Here is a 21,572-nt window from a genome sequence, read left to right as displayed (position 1 = left end):
GAGACCGGGCACCATGCGCGCATGGTGCCCGGCCGAATGATGAGAATCAGGCGTGTGCGGCGGCACCCATAGCGGCCGACTCACCCAGGTTGCTCTTGTCGAGCGCCGTACCCGACTCGACGGCGCCGACCCAGGCCGAGGTCGGCGCGACGGCCGCCCAGTTCGAGTTCAGCAGCGCCATCAGCGTCGTGTGCACGGTCTTGGCATCGACGGATCCTGCCCCGTTGGTGATGTCGATCGCGCCGGTGGCATCGGCGAGAACCTCCGCGGCGATGCCCCGTGTCTCGGCATCGGCGGCGGTGGCGATGACGCAGTTGTTCGTCATGTAACCCGCCAGCGTGATGGTGTCGATCTCCTTCTCACGCAGCCACTCGTGCATGCCGGTCTCGGGGAAGACGGAGCTGTACTGCTTGACGACGTGCTTCCACGCGCTCGAGTCGCGTTCCTCGAGCGCCGGGTGGAGCCGGAACTCCGGCTTCGTCGGGTTGAACACCGGGGCGCTGTCCCCGGCCGTGTGCTGCACCATGACGACGGGGATGCCGGCGCGCTCCGCGGCATCGATCGCGTCGGTGATCCGCTGGATCGACTCGTCGCGCGGCGGGTACTGGATGGATAGGAGGCCGGTGAAGTACTCCTGCTGGGGGTCGATGACGATCAGGGCGCGGCGGGGAGTAGACATGTGTCCTCCTGGAGACGGAAGTGTGGTGTGAGCTTCCAGCATCCTCGAAGATGAAGCCGATGACCACTGGCGTGAATGCGTTTTAACGATGGTTTCGGGCCACCGATATGATCCGTCGCGGCCCGTTCCCAGGGCAGCGCTGATAGTGGACCCGGCATGGGAATCATGGTGGGTGAGCATGCGGTACTCGCACGAACTCGCTGGACCATTGATGTCGGAAATGAGGTGAGCTGACACTAAATGTCATTCAGTCGAGCTCTCTCCGCGCTCTCCGGTTTGCTTGGTCGTGACACTTTCCTGATCGCTTTCGTGTGGTTGCCGTCGTCGCTCACGCCGATGTAGATCTCGGACGCAGATTTCACCGGAGTGGCGTGTATCTGGCGGTCGTTTCGGTGGATCTTGCCGTAGCCAACAGGCATCCAGATGTGTACTAGAGAGTTCCGACCCCTTCTTACCGCGTGCCGCGAAGTCCGAGCCGTTCTAGATAGTCGTTCGAAAACGATCCGGATGGATCTAGTGCCTCGTAAAGTGCGCGCGCTTCCGGCAGGCGGTCCCAGGCGGCGGTGACCCCGTCGGCGGGGATCAAGTGAACTTTTCCCCAGTGTGGACGAGGTCGGTAGGGAGCTAAGGCCGATTCGACGGCGGGCAGTACGGCGTGCACGCCCGCGAGGTCGTTGCGCCAGGTGAAGTGGATACCGAGCACCGCTTGCTTATAGGCGGGTGACAGCCAGATCTCGTCGGCGGCGACGGTGCGCAACTCGCTCACGTGGAGCAGTGGCGCGAGTTGCGCTCCCAGCTCACGGACGGCTGCCACGGCTGCCGCTGCGTCGGGCCGTGACACGAAGTACTCTGTCTGGATTTCGTCACCGTGGGATGGTGCTGAGTCGACGCGGAAGTGGGGGATTCTGTCCAGCCAGGGGCCAGCGATGCCATGTTCGGTGAGGTTCTCGGAGGAGCCGACAAGGGCGGCGGGTACTCGCTCTCGTTGTCCGCCGAACCACTCCTCATCCGTGTGGTCGTCCGCCGCGACTCGCTTCTTCACCCAGACCTGTTCGACAGTGGGTTCATCCCACATTGTGAAGATGCTGACGCTGTGCGCGGAGGCGGTGATGTCGTTGAGGCTGAAGAGGAGAGTGTCCCAACTGATCCCGCGATAGACGTCTTGGCGTACCAAGTAGGTGGGTTCGATATCCAAGACCACCTCTGTGATCAACCCGTATGCGCCGAGCCCGACCAGCATCCCCGCGAAGCTCTCGTCACCGCGCGCGATGGAGCGTTCTTCACCGTCGGCGTCAAGCCACGTGATCCGTCGAACGGATGTGGCGAGGATGCCATTCTCGTCTCCTGAACCGTGGGTACCTGTGGAGATGGCACCAGCGATCGAGATGTGCGGAAGCGAGCCCATATTACGCAGGGCCCTTCCATGTGCTTCCAACCATGTCGCGAGCTCGCCGTAGCGGGTTCCCGCGGCGACTTTAACTGCGTCGCCGGAGTCGACCAACTCCGGCGACGCAGGGATGTCGATCAACGAAATGAGCGTTCCGTCGTTGTCTGCAATGTCGTTGAACGAATGCCGCGTTCCGAGACCGCGAACTCTTCGTCCTTCGGCCTGTTCGGACCTCAGCAGCTGCGCGGCTTCTGCAGTGCTGCGTGGATAGACGATCTTGCTCGCCCGGAAGGTGTGCGTCCCGGACCACGTGCGTTCGTTCATCGGATCAGAAGGCCCAGTCGACGTGGGGCTTGGCGCCGGAACTGGTCGGTTCGATCTCGCGCCACTGCTGGCCCTCGCCGCGAATCCAGTCGCCCACCGTAGGAGCCACCGACTGGGGAATCTCGAGCACCGTGATCGAGTGAGCCGGCAGGGTGACCTTTCCGTCGTCCATGTGCTCCTGGGAGACCGTCGGCACCACCCGGTCCGGGTTCTCCGGGCTGTTGAATGCGTCGGTGCTATCGCCGGTGAGGGTGGTGCGCTGAGCTGTGCCTGTCACTGCGACGCCGTCGATGCTGATCCCGCAGTCAAGAATGGCGTCAGGGTGGCGGTTGACGAGTGCGATGACAAGAGCGTCGCCGCGTCGTGTGACGACCGCGTCGACGGCCGGGATGTGAACGCCGTCGCCGCAGTCGAGGGTCGCTGACGACGCGGTGGATTCCACGTACTCGGCGCCGAGGAGACGGGCGTACATCTGCATGAGGTAGTACGTCGTGCGCTTGACGATGCCGGTGGAGTCCACAAAGAGCGGACCGCGACCGTTCACCAGAGGAGCAAGGTTGGCCATGCTCACCACGTCGGCATTCCTCAGGCATCCGTTCAGAAATCCTGCAGAGAACACGGCGTCGGCCATCGTGTACGTCTCGTGACGGTCGTTGCGATCACGTGCAGCGATGGCGTCATCATCTCCCCCGGGCGGGTGGTGCCATCCCCGCAGGTTCCATTCGTCGAAGGCGATGGAGATCTCGTTTTCGTATCCGGCCGCGCGGATGATCGATCGCATCGCGCGGATGTCCTGCTCGGGTTGCATTGAACGGCCGACGGCCGTGAGGTAGTCGATCGGGCTGTCGTCGATCCACAGCGGGTCCCAGTATCCGTGGATAGCGACAGAGTCGAGATATGGCCCCGCAGATTTCAGGAGCGGAAGCGTCCAGTCGAGATCGGCGCGCGCTGCAGTCAGGAGGTGCACCGAGGGGTCCACACGCCGCATCATCTTCGCAGACTCGGTCACATAGCGGGACCACTCTTCGGCACTCTTGGCGCCGATCTCCCATGTGCCATAGTTCTCGTTGCCGATGCTCCAGTACGGAACGCCGAACGCGTCGACGTTGCCATGCTCGCGTCGGAGCTGCGCCCACGACCCGGAGCCGTTCGAGTTGCAGTACTCGAGCCAATCAGCCATTTCCTCCGGCGTTCCGGTGCCGGCGTTGGTGCAAAGGTATGGGGTGGCACCGACGAGCTCGCACCACTGGATGAACTCCGCTGTGCCGAAGGTGTTGGGCTCGTCCACTCGCCATGCCTTGTCGAAGCGCGGCTTTCGGTCTGGACCGACGCCATCGACCCAGTGGTAGGCCGAGACGAAGCATCCGCCGGGCCAGCGCACCACACCGGTGCCCAGCTCTCTGAGCGCGTCCGCGACGTCGAGTCGAAATCCGCGCTCATCGGACAGGGGTGAGCCGGGCTCGAAAATACCGCCGTAGATCAACCGGTGGAAGTGCTCGATGAAGTAGCCGAAGATCTCCTGGCGGATCGGCGTCACCGGTGCCGATCCCGAGATCGACAGAGTTGCTGACGTCATGATTCCCTTTCTGCCGAAGCGCTTTCGATCCGGCTGTTAGAACAGTAGAGGACACCGTTCGCCTTTGTCTAGATCTTGTTCGAGCGAGGTTTCTCGGAAAACTTGTTGACTTCGCAGGGCTGCCCGCGTAATGATGATCAACGGACGCAGCCCAAGGCATGAACAAAATTGGAACAGAATGTTTCTGTTCGTTCGTTGGATGCGAACTCACTCCTGTCCCACACGATGATGTACAGCACGAGAGGAACTCAATGATGAGACTGGCTAGACGCAGTGCAGCACTGCTGGTCATGGGTATGGCTGGGGCCCTCGCCCTCAGCGCCTGTGGCGCCGGCGACGGTGATGATGCCAACGGTGATGACGACGCGCTGAGCATCCATTGGCTCGCCGCTCGCAGCGCCGACGAGGGCATGATGCAGGCGATCCAGAAGATCGCGGATGAGTACAAAGAGGATCACCCGGGCTTTGAGCTCGAGATCGAGAGCATCCCCAGCCGGCCGGACTATTTGCAGAAGGTGCGGATCCTCGCCGCGAGCGGGGAACTGCCCGATTGGTTCGACGCGGACACCGAACCGTACTTCGAGGAGATCGTTGCGAGTGGCGCGACTGCTGATGTCGGCGCGATCTATGACGAGATCGGGGTCACCGACAACTTCTATCCGATCGGTCTGGACTACCCGAAGCTTGAGGACGGGTCGATCCATTCGATGACGTTCCAGGGCAACATCGAGCACTTCTGGTACAACAAGGACCTGTTCGCCCAGGCCGGGGTCGAAGTGCCGACCACGCTGGACGAACTTCTCGACGTAAGTGAAAAGCTGGAAGAGGCGGGCATCACGCCGATCGCCATGGAAGGCGCCGATCGTTGGCCCCAGATGCGCTACCTCTCGTTCCTCCCCTTCCGGGAGAGCGGAAACGATTTCATCGAAGGGTTGAAGTCCGGCGACGCGCAGATGTCCGATCCGGAAGGGATCGCGGCGGCAACGTACTTCCAGGACATCTCACAGTACTTCCAAGACGGCTGGTCATCGGGGGACTACGCAACAGCGCGCGACCTGTTTGTCAGCGGTGGAGCGGCGATCTACTACATCGGATCGTGGGAGCTGCCCAGCTTCCTCGATGAGCAGGGCGAGTTGCTGCCCCAGTTCGACCGATTCGCGATGCCGGCGGCCGGTTCCGATGACGCCACGCTATTAACCGACATGTTCGCCCACGCGGGAATCGGCACGGCGATCAATGTGGACTCTGACACACCTGCGATGCGCGAGTGGATGAAGTACCTGTTCAGTCGGTTTGCCGACGTCTCGCTGTTCGACTTCAACTCGCTGCCGTCGATGAAGCCGACCACGACCGAGGGTCTGAGCCAGATCAAGATCGACCTGCTCGACGAGCTGAACGGCGTGAAGGACTTCGCCCACGTGTGGGACGTGCGTCTGGACCCGGACACAGTAGACGTGATCGCGCGCGAAAGCACCAACCTCGCGCTCGGACAGGAGGATCCAGAACAGTTCGCAAAACTGGTCGACGAAGCCCTCGCCCAGAATCAGTAAGCCTTGCGGGGCGGAGACGCAACCGTCTCTGCCACGTTCGCCTACCATCACAAGGAGAAGCAATCGATGCGTGAGAGACGTCGCTGGGTTCCCTGGCTTTTCGCCGGGCCAGCACTGCTCGTTTTCACTGCCGCCGTCGTGCTGCCGGTCATCTGGTCGTTGAGTTATAGCCTCTTCGACTGGAGCGGCCTCGGCAAGATGGAGTTCATTGGGATCGAGAACTATGTTCGCATGTTCGGCGACAACGTGTTCAGGGCCGCGGTCGTCAACAACCTCGTCTTCACACTGATCAGTGCCTCGGTGCAGGTGGTCCTCGGCCTGCTCCTCGCGATTCTCTTACTCTCGCTACGACGGGTGCGCAACTTCGTCAAGGTCGTCTACTTCATCCCTTGCGTGATCTCTTCGGTCGCAATCTCGCAGATCTTCCGGCAGATGCTCAGCGCTGACCCGGAAGGCATTGTCAACGCTGTCTTCGGCGGGTTGGGACTCGAGCAGCTGCAGGGTGCATACCTGTCCGACCCGCAGCTCACGCTCCTCCTGGTAAGCCTCATCGACGCCTATAAGTTCTGCGCCATCTACATGGTGATCTACCTCACCGCGTTCCTCACCATCGATCAGGACGTGCTCGACGCAGCGGCGATCGACGGCGCCAACTGGTGGCAGCAGTATGTCTCCATCAAGTTCCCGATGATCAAGGGCATCATCCTCGTGACCATCGTGCTGCTGATCAGCGGCACGCTCAAAGCGTTCGACGTCTCGTACATCCTCACAGGCGGTGGCCCGGGATCCTCCAGCGAACTCGTCGCGACGTATCTATACAAGGTGATGTTCAATTCCTCGCATTTCGGCTACGGAAGCGCCATCGCCGTCTTCCTCGTCGTCGAGTGCCTCGTCATTGTCGCGATCCTGCGGCGTGTGTTCCGTTCTGAATCGGAGGCAGCATGAGCGCCAGTATCGATGATTCCCAAGCCAGGCAACGTGTCGCCCCGCCAGCGGACAAGCCGGTCGGGGAGAAGCGTCAGATGAACGCCGGTCGGCTGGTAACCAGGGGAGCGATCTATCTCGTCGTCCTGCTCTTCGTCGTCGGACAGATCCTTCCGCTCGCCTGGGCGCTCTTAGCGTCCTTCAAGTCGCCGGCAGATCTTGCGCAGAATCCTTCATACGCCCTTCCCGTCGAGGTGTATCTCGGTAACTACGTCCGCGTCCTCACCGACTCGAACCTGCCCCTCTATTTCCTCAACAGCACGATCGTCGCTGTCCTCACCATAGGGATCACCGTCGCTCTCGGCGCCCCAGCCGCCTTTGCGATCGAGAAGCTGTCGTGGAAACGAGGGCACGCGGTCATGGCCTACTTCCTCGTCGGCATCATGATCCCGATCTTCGTCGCCCTGCTGCCCATGTTCCAGGCCTACAACACCGTGGGATTGAGGAACACCTTCTGGGCCGTCGTCATACCCCAAGTCGGCTTCAACCTCCCCATCTGCATCTACCTGTACGGCGGATTCATGCGCTACGTCCCTAACTCGCTGCTAGAAGCCGCGCAGCTCGACGGCGCTGGACCGTGGCGAGTCTTCCGTAGCCTCATCTTCCCGCTCGCCCGCAACACCACAATCACCGTCATCACCTTCAATTTCATCTTCGTATGGAACGAGTTCGTGTTCGCCAACACATTCCTCACCAACGACGCGCTCAAAACCCTCCCCGTGGGCCTCAACGACTTCGTCGGAACGTACGGCGCCCGAGACTGGGGAGCGACGTTCGCAGCCATCGTGATCTCGCTGTTGCCTACGCTGATTCTCTACTTCTTCCTCAACAAGCAAGTCATCGAGGGCATGGCCGCCGGAGCCGTGCGCGGCTGACGGGAGCGCCCGCGATGAGTAAATTGAATGCAACCATCCCCAAAGCGAAGGAATTTCTGTGACGACCCTCAGCGGCGGCAAACGCGTCACCATGCGCGACATCGCCGCAGCCGCGAAGGTTCCCGTGTCCTCTGTCGCTCTCGTCCTCAACGACAAACCCGGAGTCTCTTCCACACGTCGGGAGACCGTGCTTGCCGCCGCTCGTTCGCTCGGCTACGAGCAACCACGGGTCACACGTGCACGAGTGCTTGGCCTGCTCGTCGAAGACCTCGGGTACGAGGCAAAGCTTGACGGCTTCATCGATAGCATCGTCCACGGCGTATATGCGGCGGCGGGTGACGTCGATACGCATGTCGTCCTGGCCGTGCACCGCCGCGGACTGGACCCGCTGATGGGCTTGCGCTCCGTAACCGGGCGAGACGTCGACGGCATGATCCTGACGAACGGCGGAGACATCACGCGGGAGGTCGTGCAGAGCATCGTCGACACCGGAATACCCACCGTTCTGGTGGAGAACTATGTCGATCTCCCCGTTGATGCCGTGATCGCGGACAACCTGAGCGCCGGGTATGCCTGCACACAGCACTTGCTCGAGCTAGGCCACCGACGGATCGGGCTCTTGAAGGGCTCGAGCCGTTACGTGTCGCTCACCGACAGGGCGCGAGGCCACCTCGCAGCCCTCTGGGAAGCGGGCGTGCAACCAGACCCCTTCCTCATGCCCGATCAACCCGCCGGAACCGAGCCGAAGGGCTACGCCCAGACGCTCGCCCTGCTTGGTCTGCCCGAGCCACCAACCGCCATCTATGCGGTCAGCGACAAGAGCGCCCGCGGCGCATATCAGGCGATCATCGATCGAGGACTTCAAGTAGGCAAAGACATCGCCGTAGTGGGAACCGACAACGTAGAGGAGAGCGCCTTCCGTTCTCCTCCGCTTACCACCTACGACGTTCACGCTCACTCGCTTGGCGAGGAGGCAGTGCGAGTACTGAGCAGTCGCCTCGGAGGACACCAACAACCGACGCGCACCATCATTCCCGGCGCTCTCATCGTTCGCGAATCTACTGCACACGCCTAATACAGAGGGGCTACTGTCTTCTGCACGCCGATCCGCGACGCCGGAGGCCCATCGGCATTTCATGACACTCCGTGTCACGTCAAATCTCGCCTGTGTCACGTAAAGCGTGTTTGTGTCACCTCGACGCGATTCCGACAATTGAGAATCTCAATGCAGTGCGCTACGGTTATACCGACCGAGTGCTCGGTCTGTATAACCCACTCAACGAGGAGCGCCATGATCGACGACACCGCTGTCGGTGACTCACCCCAGCCCCCAACTTTCGCCGCACCCACCATGCGCGCCCGGCCCGCCGTGGTCACCACGATGGTGCTCGCCCGCCTGGGGCTCATGCTTCCGCTGTCGACCGTCATCTCGGCGGCGCTCGTTCTCAAGCTGCAGTCGCTGATGCCGCAGGAAGAGGTGATCGGCACGCTCGGCCTGATCACGTCCATCGGCGCGCTGTCCGCGCTGTTCTTCGACCCGGTGTTCGGGCGAATCAGTGACCGGACGATGAGTCGGTTCGGGCGGCGTCGACCTTGGATGATCGTCGGCATGGCGGGTCTCCTGGTCGCATTGCTGATCATGGCCATCGCGCCTACGGCTCTGGTCGTCGGCGCGGGGTGGATCCTCGCGCAGATCACGGCGAATGCGGCAATCGCCGCGCACACCGCATCCATCGCCGATCAGCTCCCCTCTTCGCAGCGCGGCAAGGTCGCCGGAGCCATCGGCATCGCCCAGCAGGCCGCGACCCTCGGCGCCGCCTACGCCGCGCAGTTCTTCGCCACGCAACTGCTGCTTCTCTTCCTGATCCCCGGAGTCGTCGGTTTCATCCTGGTGCTCATCTACGCGATCATGCTGCCCGACAAGCCGCGGCCCTTCCCCGCCCGTTCCGGCGGAGGCATCAGCACGGTGCTGAAGACGTTCTGGGTGAACCCGATCAAGAACCCCGACTTCGGACTCGCCTGGTGGTCGCGCTTCCTGGTCGTGCTGGCGAACTTCATGTTCATCACCTTCCGGCTGCTATGGATCCAGCACGAGATGAACCTCGAGCCTGCCGAAGCGGTGCGCATCATGGCGACGGGCGTCCTGGTCTTCACGATCGCCCTGATCGTCAGCGGCCAGATCGCCGGATGGCTCTCGGACAAGCTTGGACGGCGCAAGGTCTTCATCGTCGTCGCAGCGCTCATCTTCGCCGCCGGCACGATCCTTCTCACGCAGACGACGGAGCCCATGATGTTCTTCGTGGCGGAGGCCATCATCGGGGTCGGGTTCGGGGCCTACGTGGCTGTCGACCTCGCGCTCGTGCTGGATGTGCTGCCCGACCCGGAAGAGACGGCGAAAGACCTCGGTGTCTTCAATATCGCGATGGCCGGCCCCCAGGTGGTGGCGCCTGCGCTCGCCGCCTGGATCGTCGGCTTGAGCAGCGGGACCAACTACGACATCATGCTCATCATCGCCGGCGTGATAGCCGTTGTCGGTGCCGTGCTGATCATTCCCGTCCGAAGCGTGAGGTGAACCGATGACGATCCATGATGAGGAAACGGCGGGAGTCGCCGCACTGGAGCCGGTCATCGACGATCTCGTTCGACGGCTGACGCTGGAAGCGAAGGTGCGGTTGCTCTCCGGCGCCGACAACTTCTCGCTGCACGCGGATGCGTCGATCGGTCTCGAAGGTCTCGTGCTCTCGGACGGCCCGACCGGGGTGCGCGGCGAGATCGTCGTCGGGGGTCGCGAGAGCTGCCTGCTGCCCAACGCGAGCCTGCTCGCTCAGACCTGGAATCCCGAGGCGCTCGCCGAAGCAGGAGCGATCCTGGCCGAGGAAGCAGAGGCGCAACGGACGCACGTCGTGCTGGGGCCGACCATCAATCTGCACCGGTCCCCACTGGGCGGCAGGCTCTTCGAGGCGTTCAGTGAGGACCCGCTGCTCACCGGCCGCCTTGCGAGTGCGTACATCAACGCACTTCAGGAGAGGGGCATCGGTGCCAGCGCCAAGCACTTCCTCGGCAATGAGTCCGAGACCGAGCGGACGACGGTTGATGTGCGGATGACGGCGAAGACGCTCAGGGAGGTGTACCTGACGCCCTTCGAGATCGCGGTCGACGATGCGAATCCTTGGACCGTGATGGCGGCGTACAACAGCGTGAACGGGGTTCCCTCGACGGAGCACCATGAGCTCATCACCCAGGTGCTGAAAGACGAGTGGGGCTACGACGGACTGGTCTTGTCGGACTGGTACGCCACCAAAACGGCCGCCGAGAGCGCTGCCGCGGGGCTCGACCTCGTGATGCCCGGCCCGACGACACCCTGGACGGAATCGCTCGAGGAAGAAGTGCGTGAGGGGGCCGTCTCTGAAGAAGCCATCGACGATCATGTGCGGCGTCTGCTCCTGCTCGCCCATCGTGTGGGCGGCCTCGCCGTACCCCGCAGTTGGCCCGAAGCCGTCGAGGTACCGGCCGGCGCTCTGCGGCGGGCGCAACTCCGGCGGCTTGCGGCGGCCGGCATGGTCGTCATCAAGAACGTCGATGACACCCTTCCCCTCCGTGAGGATGCCACGTACGCCCTCATCGGTCGCCATGCGACGGACACGATCGGACAGGGGGGCGGATCCGCTCAGGTTCGCGCTCCGCACGTCATCTCGATCGCCGAAGGGATGACTGCGCGCCTCGGTGCCGACCACGTCATCTTCACCGACGGCGTCGAGACGCGTAAGACGCTGCCCACCGTGAAGCCCACGCTCGTGCGTGATCCCGAAACGGGGGAGCACGGAATCCGTGTGCGGGTCTTCGACGAAGCCGGCGATCTCGTGCACAGCCGGCATCTCGAAGTGGCGGAGCTCGAGGACAGCCAGATCGGATGGCTAGAGGGGGCCGCCCGCATCGAGTTGAGCGCGACTCTGGAGATTCGGGACGGCCGCATGGTGCAGCTCGGAACCCGGGGCCCCGGGAACTGGCATCTGGTCACGGAAGGGCACGAGAGCAGCTACCGGATCGACTATCACCCCGGTCCCGGCGGCGGCTTCTTCCGTCCCAAGAGCCATGCCACGGCCGTGCGCGTGGAGCCGGGGCAACTCGTCACCGCGACCGTGGAGAGGGATTCGCTGCCGCGCATCCTCGGCCTGGTCGTCAGCGAGGCGTCGCGATCATCGGCTTCCGCGATCTCTGCTGCCTCTGCAGCGGCTCGGACAGCCGATGTGGCTGTCGTCGTCGTGGGCTTCACCCCCGACCAGGAGACGGAAGGCGAGGATAAGACCACGCTGTCGCTACCGGGCGATCAGGATGCGCTCGTCGCGGCAGTCGCGAACGTCGCGAGGCGTACTGTGGTCGTCATCAACGCCGCCACCCCCGTACTCATGCCCTGGATCGCTGATGTCGATGCTGTCCTGTTCACTGGCCTCCCCGGTCAGGAAGCGGGGGATGCTGTCGCGGCTGCGCTGCTGGGTGATGTGCTCCCGGAGGGCCGTCTGGTCACCACCTTCCCCGCGGGCAATCACCGCGGACCGGCGTGGAGCACCACGCCCCGACGGGGTGTCCTGGAGTATGCCGAGGGAACGTCGATCGGCCATCGCGGCTGGTTCGGGAGTGGGGATGCACCAGCCTTCTGGTTCGGGCACGGGCTCGGGCTCACCACGTGGGAGTACTCGGAGGCGCAGACCGTGCGATCGTCCGATGGGCGGATCGATGCGGTTGACGTCGCGGTACGCAACTCCGGCAGACTCGCCGGGCGCGAGACCGTGCAGATCTACTTCGACCCGGAGAGCGATGACGAGCCGATCCGACTGATCGGCTGGGGGCAGTCTGATGTGCTTCCCGGCCAGGAAGTCATGATTCGAGCCGCGTGCGACCTTCGGCTCCAGCGTTGCTGGGACCAGGGCGCGCAGGGGTGGGTGCCGCTCCAGGCAGGAACGGTACTCATCGGTCGAGGTTTGGGAGATGTCCGCGTTACGATTCCTTGAAACTGGACTGACAGTGCACCGTCCGTCGGTTTCGGTCCCTATCGAGAGAGGCATCCTTGTCCTTCCCCCCGAGATACGCCCCTGACACCCGCAAGCGGCGTGCGAGACGATCTGCCGCAGAGACGCAGCAGCAGATCGTCGGCACCGCTGTGGAACAGATCGCCGAGGTCGGTTTTCACAAGATGTCGATCGCGGATGTCGCGGCCGCCAGCGGAATCTCCCAGTCGGGGCTGCTGCATCACTTCCCCTCCAAGGTGGCATTGCTGGCCGCGATTCTCGAGCAGCGCGAGCAGGACGACAACGCATTCCTGTTCGGAGACGGCACGGTTCCCCTCGGGTGGGACGCGTTCGAGGCTCTCGTGCCGCTGACGGCCCGCAACTCAACGCGTCCCGAATGGGTGGGCGTGTTCGTCCGCGTCTCGGCGGAGGCCACCGAGCCCGACCACCCGGCCAACGAATGGCTGCGAGATCACTACGCCAGCGCACGCGCGTGGCTGGGTGATGCCGTGGCGCAGGGGAAGGAATCGGGCGTGATCCGTGCGGATGCTCCCACAGAGCTGCTGGTCGGGAACACGATCGCTGTGCTCGACGGCATCCAACAGCAGTGGTTGGTCGACCGACGCATCGACATGGTGAGTCAGGTATCCGCTCACGTCGCCGGTCTCCGAGCGTGCTGGGAGCTCGCTCCTTCGCCTTCTTGACGACGCTGAACTGCGCATTCGCCGGTCAGGGCAGAAGCACCTGTGCCACCGTGATGGCGGCGACTGCCAGGACCATGATCGCGAAGGTCTTCTGCAGGAACACGTTGCTCACGCGCTTCGCGAGCAACGCTGTCAAGAAGGATGCCGCCATCGAGGGGATGACAAAGGCGATGATCAGTCCCCAGTCGAGGTTCGACACCCCCGCATGCGCAGCGATGCCGGCCAGGGAGTTGATCATGGCGACGACCAGAGAAGTGCCGATCGCCAGCCTCATCGACATTCCGAGGAGGAAGACCAGAGCGGGGACGGTGATGAAGCCGCCGCCGATGCCGAGCAGACCGGTCAGGAACCCCACGAGCAGCCCGACAGCGATTCCCCGCAGGGCCCACAGCTTCGGTCGGCGGTCATTGCCCGTGGCCTGTGGCCGTCCCCGGAGCATCTGCACGCCGGAGGCCACCATCAGAAGGGCGAAGAGCAGGAGGAGTATCTCCTCCGAGATGAGCCGGCCGACGAGTGTGCCGCCGAATGCCGCCACCACGCCCGCGCCGGCGACAGGCAGCACCATCCTCCAGTCCACGCCGCCTCGCAGGCGTGGGATCAACGCAGCCAGGGGGCCGATCGCGCCCACGACGAGAGACGTCGATATCGCTGAGGAGACGGGCAGCCCCACGAGGTACACCAGTGCGGGGACGGTCAGAATTCCGCCCCCGGCGCCCAACAGCCCGGTCAGTGCCCCGATGGCCAATCCGAGAGCGATGATCACGATGAGCACTCGGGTACCTCTCTCTGTCAAGCGCTAGGACGGCAGCGCAGCATCCTCGCGGCAGTGCGTCGAATCAACGTAGCATACAGACCGGGCGCTCGGTCGGTAAAAATGCTCCTCGGGCACTGAGCAAGCAACATCCCCTCTTCATTAGCGCAGGGTTCCTCGGGGGCTGCGAGCCGAATATGCGCTGGGGGCGACGCCGAAGTGTCGTCGGAATGCACGCGAGAACGTGTCGGGGTCGCCGAAGCCCGACTCGAACGCGGCCACCTGGGGTGGCATCCCTCTGCGGAGCAGCTCCGATGCGTGCCGCAGTCTCTCCGATCGGATCAAGGAGGCGGGCGATGCGCCCTCCCGGGACAGGATGCGCTGGAGCGCCCGCAAGGACATGTGGTTGGTCGCGGCGATGCTCAGTGGAGTCAGGTCGGGATCCCGGAAACCTGTTGCGATCTGCGAGCGAATGTCGGCGGCGGACGGAAGCCGTCGGGCTATCACTGCGCCTCCGGAGTTAGCGGCGTGGAAAGAGAGGAGCTTGCAGGAGTCGTCGGGAAGTGCCGACACGGTCCAGGTCACCGGGATCGCCCTGCCTAACCGGTCGATGAAGATCTCCCGCGCCGGAGTATGTGACTGGCGCGGTGACGCGCGGACGATCGGGCACTCATGGGCGGGATACACCGTCCCGTCTTCCCGGTGCCGGTGGAGGGCGTCGTGACTCGCTCGACCTTTCAGTTCCCTGGGTTCCTGGTACCCCAGCACGAGGCTCGCGGCACGGTTGACCTGTGCGACTGCTCCGCCCGCGTCGATCACCAGCATCGGGTGGGGCACGGCGTCGAGCACCGCAGGCGTCCATGGGTCGCGCACCGAAGTCATCGTTCACCCATGCGTCCACGCTAGGGGGGTGATTTTGCCCCGTCGCGTCGCGGATGTGACCGTCGTGTTACAGAACCGACGAAACGCGACGACATGGAGGGCGTGCGTATTCTTCCTTCCCCGACGGGGGCCTCGATGATGTGATCAACTCACACATTCGACATGGCGTAAGCCGACGGAAGGAACAGGACATGGCGTACAACACGGCGATGCAGAAGGCGACTCTCGCGGACATTCCGGCGGACGGTCACGGACTCATCTCGAAGCGCACCGCGACGCTGGACGGCGTTGAGGTGACGCAGGTGACTTTCGATGTCGGGGCGAAGTGGTCGAACGATCTCAAGGGATACGCGGGCACGGAGGACTGCGAACTGCCGCACGTCGCCCTCGTGATCGCAGGAACACTCGCTGTCCTGATGGCGGACGGTGAGCAGGAAGAGTTCTCCGCGGGCGATGTCATGCTGCTCCCGCCCGGACACGATGCCTGGTCCGTGGGCGACATTGCGTGCACGTTCGTGGAGTTCTCGCGCGGCAACGACTACTACGCGGCAGGGCACGCGGAGTGATCAGCAAAGAGGATGCCGGATACCTCGTCGACGAACGTCGACGGCGACAGCGCTTGTTTTGGCGAGACCTCGCCCGGCGTCTGGGGCGGCCGCCCGTATGGACCGCCGCGGCTGCGCTCGGGGCGCACCCCATCCCGGAACGGGAAGCCGAGGAACTGAGGGATGCTCTGGCGCTGGACGATGACGTCGTAGATGCGCTCGTCCGGCAGCCCACGCGGGTCCCGAGCCACGACGTGTCTCAGGACCCGACCATCTACCGTTTTCACGAGCTCGTGCAGGTGTACGGTCCGGCCCTCAAATCGCTCATTCACGACGAATTCGGCGATGGCATCATAAGTGCGATCAACTGCAGCATCACGCTCGATCGGATGGCACATCCGGATGGAGACCGTGTGGTCGTGACGATCGACGGGAAGTTCCTCCCCTATGCATGGGTGTCGGCCGTGCGTGAGAATTAAAGCTACGTATTGTAGAGTTGTCAACGCCACAACTGAACAACGGCGGCGGGCCCTGGTCGTCACCGCGGTCCGCCGTCGTCATCTGCTGGCACATGTGGACAGCGGTCTGCGGGGACCCCGCGCGGCTGAGCAAATGAGGGGGCGAAGGCGATGGGTCTTTTGGATGCGCTGCGTAGACGCGCTCGACCGCAGGCGGCGGCTGTGGGCCGATTCCGGCCTTCGCCTCTTGAGGTGGTCGTGTCCCAACGGACGGTTGTCTCCGACCGTGCGGTGCTGCTGCATCTTCGACTCGTGCGCGCTGATGACGTGATCACGGTCGAACCGGGCGCGCACGTCGATCTTCATCTGACGGAGACCCTGATCCGTCAGTATTCTCTCGTCGACGCGTCGCCTGAAGAGGGAGTCATCTCGGTGTGTGTGCAGAAGGAGGACCGGGGGCGTGGTGCTTCGCGGTACGTGCACGACAGCGTGAGCGTCGGGGATCGGCTGCACATCTCTCCGCCGCGCAACACCTTCGCACTGGCATCCGGAGCGGCGACATCACTTCTGCTCGCGGGTGGAGTCGGTATCACTCCGCTCGTGTCGATGGCATCGTCTCTGCATCGCGACGGGGGCGCTTTCGAGCTGCACGCGTACGCCGCACGTGCGGCGTCCCTCCCACTCCTCGAATACCTGCGGTCGCGCCCATATGCGGCATCAGTCGTGCCGCACTTCAGTGACGAGGGTGACTCCTTCCGCGTGAGTGGGCCTCGGAGTCTCCTCGAGCCGACGGTCGACGGCATGATCTACGCATGCGGGCCGGACGGGTTCATCGCGCTCGCGCGAGAACGGGCACTGGAGTCGGGGTGGCGCGACGACCAGTTCGTCACGGAACGCTTCTCCTCGGACGCGGCGCCTGGCTCTCCTGTCGATGAAGCATTCACGGTTGTCGCCGCATCGACAGGCCAGAAGATGAAGGTGGAGGCCACTGAGTCGATCGCTTCCGTGCTCGAGCGCAACGGCTACGAAACGTACCGGTCCTGTGGTCAGGGCATCTGCGGTTCATGCATCGTGCCGGTGCTGGCGGGCGTGCCTGATCATCGAGACCACGTGCAGAGCGAGCGGGAACACGCCACGCATTCTCAGATCAATGTGTGCTGTTCGCGTGCGCTCACCGCCGAACTGACGCTCGACATATAGTTGACCGAGCTCGCTCGATCTCCATTAGTGCAGTTGACATAACCGATGCATCATATGCACTAATAGAGATATGACAATCATCGTTCATGGCGCCACCGGCGCACAAGGTTCCCCCGTTCTTGCTGGCCTGGCCGCGGCAGGTCACAGTCCGACTGCGGCGATTCGTGACAGTGCGAAGGTTGCGGGCCCCTCACTCTCCATCGACAACGCTTCGGTGGACTCGCTGGTGCAGGCCTACGCAGGTGCGGACGCGGTCTTCGTGCACTTGCCGCTCGCCAGCCCCGACCAGCAGCTCGCCTACGCCAAGGCGATCGGTCAGGCCGTCTCTCAGGCACGTCCTGGTCGAGTCGTGTTCTCGACCAGTGGTTATCCGACCGCGCTTCCTGACGGAACGCCGACCGCACACGGGGTGTTGGCGGAATCCCTGGCCGCGTCCGGCGTGTCGTATGCGCTCATCGCGCCCCAGGTCTTCCTTGAGAATCTTCTGCTTCCGGTCACTCTCGGTCCGGCGCGCGAAGATGGAGTGCTGCGCTACCCGATCCGTGATGACTACCCTGTCTCGTGGATCTCTCACCTCGACATGGCCGATATTGCGGTCCGACTGCTGACGGATGACTCCGTGACGGGCGTCGTCACGGCCGGTGCACTCCCGCCGCTGCTCGGAGAGGATGTCGCGCAGGGCTTCGCTCGTTACTTCGCCTCGCCTGTCGTCTTCGAGGCGCAGGATCCCGAGGCATACGGGGAGTTGATCATCCCGCTGTTCGGCGCGGACGGGGCGCGGCCGGTGGTCGATTCCTATCACTTCCGTTGGACCATGCCCGGTGAAGTGATCGATGAGGAGCGCTCGGCGCAGAAGCTTCTCGGAATCACCCCGCGCAGCGTCGAGAGCTGGCTGGGTGAGCTCGCGGTCTGAGCCTGAATGCGGGATCCGGGGAGGGCAGTCGGCCTATGGCGTGAGTGCCCTCCCCGAACTCACACGGTGCCGAAGAACTTCCGCCAGGCGGGGATGCGACGGATGAGCAGCTGATCCACAGCCAGGATCACCAGCACAGACAGACCGAACATCGGCAGGAAGATGCCCAGGGACACCACGCCGACGAGCAGCGCGATGTTGCCGAACAGAGGGAGTCGCGCGCGCGGCGCTGCCATGCCGCTCGCGGTGCCGCGGCGACGCCACCACATGATCGGAGCGGAGACGCACATGAAGATCACAGCGAGGCAGAAGAGCGTCGTCAGGATCGTGTTGATCGGCCCGAAGTGCCGCCCTTCGTGGATTGCGATTCCATGTGAGACGACCTGGGCGAGCGGGCTGTAGTCGTCGTAGCCGTACTGCGCGACGACCTCGCCCGAGTACTTATCCACGTGCACCGTCTGCTCGAGAGTGACATCGGACTCCGCGGGATTTCCCTGCTGATACCACTGGCTGCTCATCACGCTGAAGACGCCTGCCTCGTCCACGGGGTAGATCACGTAGTACGGGCTCGGTGCCCCCTCGGCCTCGGCGGCTGCGATGGCAGCGTCGATCGAGACTCCTGCGCCCTGGCCCGCGCTCTGTCCTGTCGGGCCCATGCCCACGGCCCAGCCTGCGGGCGCGCTGGAGCCGTCCGTCTGCTCGATGAGGTCTTTCATGGTGGACTCCGCGCCCGGATCGGCTCCCCAGAAGGAAGACCCGCCGGTCGCTGCGACCTCTTCGGACACGCTGCCCCACAGTCCGGTCCAGGGGAGTCCGGAGGTGACGAGCATCAGGATTCCGAGGCCGACGGGGAGGCCGACGAGTGCGTGCGCGCTGCGCAGCCGTGCGCCCTTGGCCTTTTTCTGCGCGGCGAGCTTTCGCGGCCTGCGCCCGAGGAAGAAGATCAGGAAGCCGGTGATCGTCAGCACGATGGCCCAGCTGGCGCCGAGCTCCATCAGCCGATCGCCGAAGTCTCCCGCCAACAGGTTGCCGTGAATGCGGATGAACACGTCGGAGATGAGCTGATCGTCGGTCAGTGATCCGGTGACGACTCCCTTGTACGGGTCCACGTAGACGTTCTGAGTGGTGCCGTCGGCAAGCTCGGTGACGAAGACCGTCGAGCGGTCACCGAGGCTGTCGAACAGCGAGACGACCGAACGGTCGGGGAATTCCGCTGCGACCGCCTCCTGCTGGGCGGACAGGGGCAGTCGATCCGCGCCGTCCGGGACGGCGACCGTGATGACGCCCGGGTGCATCGCCGCGTCGATCTGCGCGCGGAACAGGTATGTCATACCGGTCACGGCGAGCACGAAAAGTACGGGGATGACCAGGAGTGCGCCGTAGAAGTGCCAGCGCCAGAAGGCGCCGAACCAATTGATCTTCCGAGAGGGGGCGGGCACTGTCTTGTCCGGGGTGCCAGTCGACTCGATGTCGATCGTGGTCATCGTCGCGACCTTTCCATGGGCGGAATCAGATATCTACATAATGTAGTACTAAACTGAAGCCGTGATCGCCGCACCGTGGAATATCCTCCTCACCTTCGTCTTCGTCATGACTGCGGTCATCTGCTTCAGCGGCCTGATCGGGCGCTCCCGAAAGGGGCGGACGAACTCCGCCTTGACGGATTCAGACCTGATCGACATCACTCACGGTGTGATGAGTGTCGCCATGATCGTGATGACGTGGTGGACCGTGTGGGACGCGGTGACGTGGGCGCAGGTCGCCATCTTCGCCATCCTGGTCCTGGCCCTCGTGCCGTCGTTCCGGGGGGCAAGGGGAGCACAGGCCGTCGATCTCGTGGGCCACATCGTGCTCGACGTCGCGATGATCTGGATGCTCGCAGCGATGCCGCTCCTCATGGCGGGGATGGATATGTCGGGAGACGCCGGTGGTGCCCATGCGGGGCACCACGGCGGCGGCGGGCTCATGATCGAGACGACACCGGCGTGGGCGGACATCGCGAACGCCGGCTTCATCGCGCTGTGCGCGGCGGCCACCGTCTGGTGGATCTGGCGCCTAATCCGTTCGCCGCATCACCGCATCCACTCTGTCTGTCATGTCGCCATGGCTGCCGGCATGGGATGGATGCTGGTGCTGATGAACGGATGATGCGTCGATTCGACGGAGAGGTTCGGAGGATCTCGATGGCGGCGGCCCCACACCTCCGTCGGCACGCGAGACTGGTCTTATGAAAGACATGTTCGTCCGGCCCGCTGGTGCCGCGGGTGAGAGAGGCCTGCGCACAATGGCGCAGGCAGGGCGCGGAATGGCGTTGGAGGCGGTGGCACTGCTGGGCGTCGATGACTCCCGGGCGCGGGTGCTCGAGATCGGGTTCGGTCCCGGCGTCGGACTCGAGGTGTTGCTGAGCACCTTCTCCCAGGGAGAGATCGTCGGAGTAGATCCCTCGAAGGTGAGCCACCGGCATGCCGCGATGCGGAATGCCACAGCCATCGAAGGCGGACGCCTGCACCTGCTCATGGGCACAGCTGGCGCGCTCCCGTTGCCGGACGAGCATTTCGATGCCGCGATCTTCGTCGACAACCTGCACTTCTGGCCCGACCCCCTTGCGGGTCTGGCTGAGGTGCGACGAGTATTGCGAGACGGCGCTCCTGTGGTCTGCGCCTTCACGCCGCCGTCCGGGGGGCCTCCGTCAAGCCTGCGTCAACTGTTCGAGACTGCCGGGTTCAGTGAGATCGCGGAGCCGAGATCCGTTCACGGATCAGTGCTGAGTGCTGTGCATCGCGCGTCCGATCCCCGTGGATGCTAGCCGCATCATGGTGTGAGGTGGGAGATGACGATGCTGCTCGGCGGTGATGTCGCCGAGCAGCATCGATGCGTCGCCTGGGATCAGGCCTGACCCCAGAAAGCGTCTTCGCTGGCGCCGTCTTCGGAGAACAGGTGGACGGCGACGATCTTGCCGTCGCGAACCGTGAGCAGGTCGACGCCGGCCATGTCCATCGAGGCGCCCGTGCGGGTGCCCGAGAATCGCACGGGAAGCGCGACCATCTCGCCGTTGATCATCGCCGGACCGGTGACGACGAGGGCGAAGCTTCCTTCGCTCGCCTCCATCATGCCGCCGAGGAGGGCGCCGACGCCGTCGATGCCCGTGTGCAGGCCTGAGAACTGGTGCCCGCCGGGCTGGTGCCAGACGACGTCGGGGCTGAACTGCGCCATCACGGTGGGGATGTCACCCTGGGCGAGCGCGTCGAAGTACGTGGTGGCGATGCCGGCGGGGGTGGTGTCAGTCATGATTCTCTCCTTGGATGAGGGGTGTGCCCCCATGGTTACATATGGTAACCTGTTACCTCAACGTAACTAAGGGAGTGGGTTTCCGAAATGGCTGATCCGGCCTGGAACGTGATGCTGGCGACGTGTCCATCGCGCACATCGTTGGCACGGGTGGCCAACAAGTGGACAGCCATGATCGTGATCGTCCTGAGTGACGGGCCGGCGCGGTTCGGAACGATCAGAGACCGCGTCGGCGGAATCAGCGCGAAGGTGCTTTCGGAGACGCTTCGCGACCTGGAGCGCGATGGTCTTCTGACGCGCACGGCCTACGACGAGATGCCGCCCCGTGTCGAGTACGCGCTCACTCCGCTCGGGCTTACGCTTCGCGAGCCGTTGAGCGCGCTGGGGCTGTGGGCGGAGCGTCACATCGAAGAGGTGCTCGTGGCGCGAGAGGCGTACGACCTGCGTTAG

At 63.9% G+C, this 21,572-nt stretch carries 21 protein-coding genes; 14 read left to right on the top strand and 7 right to left on the bottom strand.

Annotation, left to right across the window (positions count from 1 at the left end; genetic code table 11):
* Positions 1-46: 46 nt before the first annotated feature.
* From IXW21_RS14515 to IXW21_RS14505, 3 genes are all read right to left on the bottom strand, one after another.
* Positions 47-679, bottom strand: coding sequence for an isochorismatase family protein (locus tag IXW21_RS14515; RefSeq protein ID WP_194764965.1), 633 nt, complete (start codon positions 677-679; stop codon positions 47-49).
* Positions 680-1,130: 451 nt separating this feature from the next.
* Positions 1,131-2,390 carry an FAD-binding protein gene (locus tag IXW21_RS14510; protein WP_194764964.1) on the bottom strand — a complete coding sequence of 420 codons (1,260 nt, stop codon included), beginning with the start codon at positions 2,388-2,390 and terminating at the stop codon, positions 1,131-1,133.
* A 4-nt stretch (positions 2,391-2,394) separates the two neighbouring features.
* On the bottom strand, positions 2,395-3,966 hold the full coding sequence (locus IXW21_RS14505) for an alpha-L-arabinofuranosidase C-terminal domain-containing protein (RefSeq protein ID WP_194764963.1): 1,572 nt from the start codon (positions 3,964-3,966) through the stop codon (positions 2,395-2,397).
* Between the two features lie 251 nt (positions 3,967-4,217).
* Here IXW21_RS14505 and IXW21_RS14500 point away from each other — a divergent pair, with 251 nt between their 5' ends.
* The 7 genes from IXW21_RS14500 to IXW21_RS14470 all read left to right on the top strand — a co-directional run bounded on the left by IXW21_RS14500 (position 4,218) and on the right by IXW21_RS14470 (position 13,085).
* The gene (locus tag IXW21_RS14500; protein ID WP_194764962.1) at positions 4,218-5,516 is read left to right on the top strand and encodes an ABC transporter substrate-binding protein; all 1,299 of its coding nucleotides are present in this window, start codon (positions 4,218-4,220) and stop codon (positions 5,514-5,516) included.
* A 3-nt stretch (positions 5,517-5,519) separates the two neighbouring features.
* Complete coding sequence (locus tag IXW21_RS14495; protein ID WP_228528582.1) at positions 5,520-6,461, top strand: carbohydrate ABC transporter permease; 942 nt, start codon at positions 5,520-5,522, stop codon at positions 6,459-6,461.
* A gap of 77 nt (positions 6,462-6,538) precedes the next feature.
* Positions 6,539-7,375, top strand: coding sequence for a carbohydrate ABC transporter permease (locus IXW21_RS14490; protein ID WP_194764961.1), 837 nt, complete (start codon positions 6,539-6,541; stop codon positions 7,373-7,375).
* A 58-nt stretch (positions 7,376-7,433) separates the two neighbouring features.
* The gene (locus IXW21_RS14485; RefSeq protein WP_194764960.1) at positions 7,434-8,450 is read left to right on the top strand and encodes a LacI family DNA-binding transcriptional regulator; all 1,017 of its coding nucleotides are present in this window, start codon (positions 7,434-7,436) and stop codon (positions 8,448-8,450) included.
* Positions 8,451-8,666: 216 nt separating this feature from the next.
* Positions 8,667-9,947, top strand: a complete 1,281-nt coding sequence (locus tag IXW21_RS14480) for an MFS transporter (protein WP_194764959.1) — start codon at positions 8,667-8,669, stop codon at positions 9,945-9,947.
* 4 nt (positions 9,948-9,951) lie between these two features.
* Positions 9,952-12,384, top strand: a complete 2,433-nt coding sequence (locus IXW21_RS14475; protein WP_194764958.1) for a beta-glucosidase — start codon at positions 9,952-9,954, stop codon at positions 12,382-12,384.
* A 56-nt stretch (positions 12,385-12,440) separates the two neighbouring features.
* Complete coding sequence (locus tag IXW21_RS14470) at positions 12,441-13,085, top strand: TetR/AcrR family transcriptional regulator (RefSeq protein ID WP_194764957.1); 645 nt, start codon at positions 12,441-12,443, stop codon at positions 13,083-13,085.
* A 25-nt stretch (positions 13,086-13,110) separates the two neighbouring features.
* Here IXW21_RS14470 and IXW21_RS14465 read toward each other — a convergent pair whose 3' ends face one another.
* Together IXW21_RS14465 and IXW21_RS14460 are read right to left on the bottom strand one after the other, a co-directional pair.
* Positions 13,111-13,857 carry a sulfite exporter TauE/SafE family protein gene (locus IXW21_RS14465; RefSeq protein WP_311243618.1) on the bottom strand — a complete coding sequence of 249 codons (747 nt, stop codon included), beginning with the start codon at positions 13,855-13,857 and terminating at the stop codon, positions 13,111-13,113.
* Positions 13,858-13,998: 141 nt separating this feature from the next.
* Entirely contained in the window at positions 13,999-14,709 is a 711-nt protein-coding gene (locus tag IXW21_RS14460) for a helix-turn-helix transcriptional regulator (RefSeq protein ID WP_194764956.1), read from the bottom strand.
* Between the two features lie 200 nt (positions 14,710-14,909).
* On the opposite strand from IXW21_RS14460, the gene IXW21_RS14455 reads away from it, so the two are divergent.
* From IXW21_RS14455 to IXW21_RS14440, 4 genes are all read left to right on the top strand, one after another.
* Positions 14,910-15,284, top strand: coding sequence for a hypothetical protein (locus tag IXW21_RS14455; protein WP_194764955.1), 375 nt, complete (start codon positions 14,910-14,912; stop codon positions 15,282-15,284).
* The gene (gene cynS / locus IXW21_RS14450; protein WP_194764954.1) at positions 15,281-15,742 is read left to right on the top strand and encodes a cyanase; all 462 of its coding nucleotides are present in this window, start codon (positions 15,281-15,283) and stop codon (positions 15,740-15,742) included. Before IXW21_RS14455 ends, cynS begins: the two co-directional genes overlap by 4 nt.
* Before the next feature lie 231 nt (positions 15,743-15,973).
* Positions 15,974-16,921 (top strand): PDR/VanB family oxidoreductase, encoded by a 948-nt coding sequence (locus IXW21_RS14445; RefSeq protein ID WP_194764953.1) that lies wholly within the window; start codon positions 15,974-15,976, stop codon positions 16,919-16,921.
* A 70-nt stretch (positions 16,922-16,991) separates the two neighbouring features.
* On the top strand, positions 16,992-17,834 hold the full coding sequence (locus IXW21_RS14440) for an SDR family oxidoreductase (RefSeq protein ID WP_194764952.1): 843 nt from the start codon (positions 16,992-16,994) through the stop codon (positions 17,832-17,834).
* 59 nt (positions 17,835-17,893) lie between these two features.
* Here IXW21_RS14440 and IXW21_RS14435 read toward each other — a convergent pair whose 3' ends face one another.
* Complete coding sequence (locus IXW21_RS14435) at positions 17,894-19,318, bottom strand: PepSY-associated TM helix domain-containing protein (protein ID WP_194764951.1); 1,425 nt, start codon at positions 19,316-19,318, stop codon at positions 17,894-17,896.
* A gap of 61 nt (positions 19,319-19,379) precedes the next feature.
* Between IXW21_RS14435 and IXW21_RS14430 the strand changes: the two genes are divergently transcribed.
* Together IXW21_RS14430 and IXW21_RS14425 are read left to right on the top strand one after the other, a co-directional pair.
* Positions 19,380-19,982: a DUF5134 domain-containing protein gene (locus IXW21_RS14430; RefSeq protein WP_194764950.1), complete on the top strand. Its 603-nt coding sequence runs from the start codon at positions 19,380-19,382 to the stop codon at positions 19,980-19,982.
* Between the two features lie 79 nt (positions 19,983-20,061).
* A complete protein-coding gene (locus IXW21_RS14425; protein WP_194764949.1) occupies positions 20,062-20,640 on the top strand; it encodes a class I SAM-dependent methyltransferase in 579 nt (192 codons plus the stop codon).
* An 80-nt stretch (positions 20,641-20,720) separates the two neighbouring features.
* Here IXW21_RS14425 and IXW21_RS14420 read toward each other — a convergent pair whose 3' ends face one another.
* Complete coding sequence (locus IXW21_RS14420) at positions 20,721-21,122, bottom strand: nuclear transport factor 2 family protein (protein WP_194764948.1); 402 nt, start codon at positions 21,120-21,122, stop codon at positions 20,721-20,723.
* Positions 21,123-21,209: 87 nt separating this feature from the next.
* On the opposite strand from IXW21_RS14420, the gene IXW21_RS14415 reads away from it, so the two are divergent.
* Positions 21,210-21,572 carry a winged helix-turn-helix transcriptional regulator gene (locus IXW21_RS14415; RefSeq protein WP_194764947.1) on the top strand — a complete coding sequence of 121 codons (363 nt, stop codon included), beginning with the start codon at positions 21,210-21,212 and terminating at the stop codon, positions 21,570-21,572.

The sequence above is a fragment of the Microbacterium sp. UFMG61 genome (assembly GCF_015354505.1).
Taxonomy (GTDB): Bacteria; Actinomycetota; Actinomycetes; order Actinomycetales; family Microbacteriaceae; genus Microbacterium.
This window is presented reverse-complemented; position numbering and strand designations above follow the sequence as displayed.

What these genes read in the sequence shown, in the direction of transcription:
- IXW21_RS14455 (WP_194764955.1), top strand. Translation starts at nt 14,910, where the DNA reads ATGGCGTACAACACGGCGATGCAGAAGGCGACTCTCGCGGACATTCCG.
- IXW21_RS14415 (WP_194764947.1), top strand. Translation starts at nt 21,210, where the DNA reads ATGGCTGATCCGGCCTGGAACGTGATGCTGGCGACGTGTCCATCGCGC.
- IXW21_RS14510 (WP_194764964.1), bottom strand. Translation starts at nt 2,390, where the DNA reads ATGAACGAACGCACGTGGTCCGGGACGCACACCTTCCGGGCGAGCAAG.
- IXW21_RS14440 (WP_194764952.1), top strand. Translation starts at nt 16,992, where the DNA reads ATGACAATCATCGTTCATGGCGCCACCGGCGCACAAGGTTCCCCCGTT.
- IXW21_RS14515 (WP_194764965.1), bottom strand. Translation starts at nt 679, where the DNA reads ATGTCTACTCCCCGCCGCGCCCTGATCGTCATCGACCCCCAGCAGGAG.
- IXW21_RS14480 (WP_194764959.1), top strand. Translation starts at nt 8,667, where the DNA reads ATGATCGACGACACCGCTGTCGGTGACTCACCCCAGCCCCCAACTTTC.
- IXW21_RS14425 (WP_194764949.1), top strand. Translation starts at nt 20,062, where the DNA reads ATGAAAGACATGTTCGTCCGGCCCGCTGGTGCCGCGGGTGAGAGAGGC.
- IXW21_RS14505 (WP_194764963.1), bottom strand. Translation starts at nt 3,966, where the DNA reads ATGACGTCAGCAACTCTGTCGATCTCGGGATCGGCACCGGTGACGCCG.
- IXW21_RS14490 (WP_194764961.1), top strand. Translation starts at nt 6,539, where the DNA reads ATGAACGCCGGTCGGCTGGTAACCAGGGGAGCGATCTATCTCGTCGTC.
- IXW21_RS14500 (WP_194764962.1), top strand. Translation starts at nt 4,218, where the DNA reads ATGATGAGACTGGCTAGACGCAGTGCAGCACTGCTGGTCATGGGTATG.
- IXW21_RS14420 (WP_194764948.1), bottom strand. Translation starts at nt 21,122, where the DNA reads ATGACTGACACCACCCCCGCCGGCATCGCCACCACGTACTTCGACGCG.
- IXW21_RS14435 (WP_194764951.1), bottom strand. Translation starts at nt 19,318, where the DNA reads ATGACCACGATCGACATCGAGTCGACTGGCACCCCGGACAAGACAGTG.
- IXW21_RS14475 (WP_194764958.1), top strand. Translation starts at nt 9,952, where the DNA reads ATGACGATCCATGATGAGGAAACGGCGGGAGTCGCCGCACTGGAGCCG.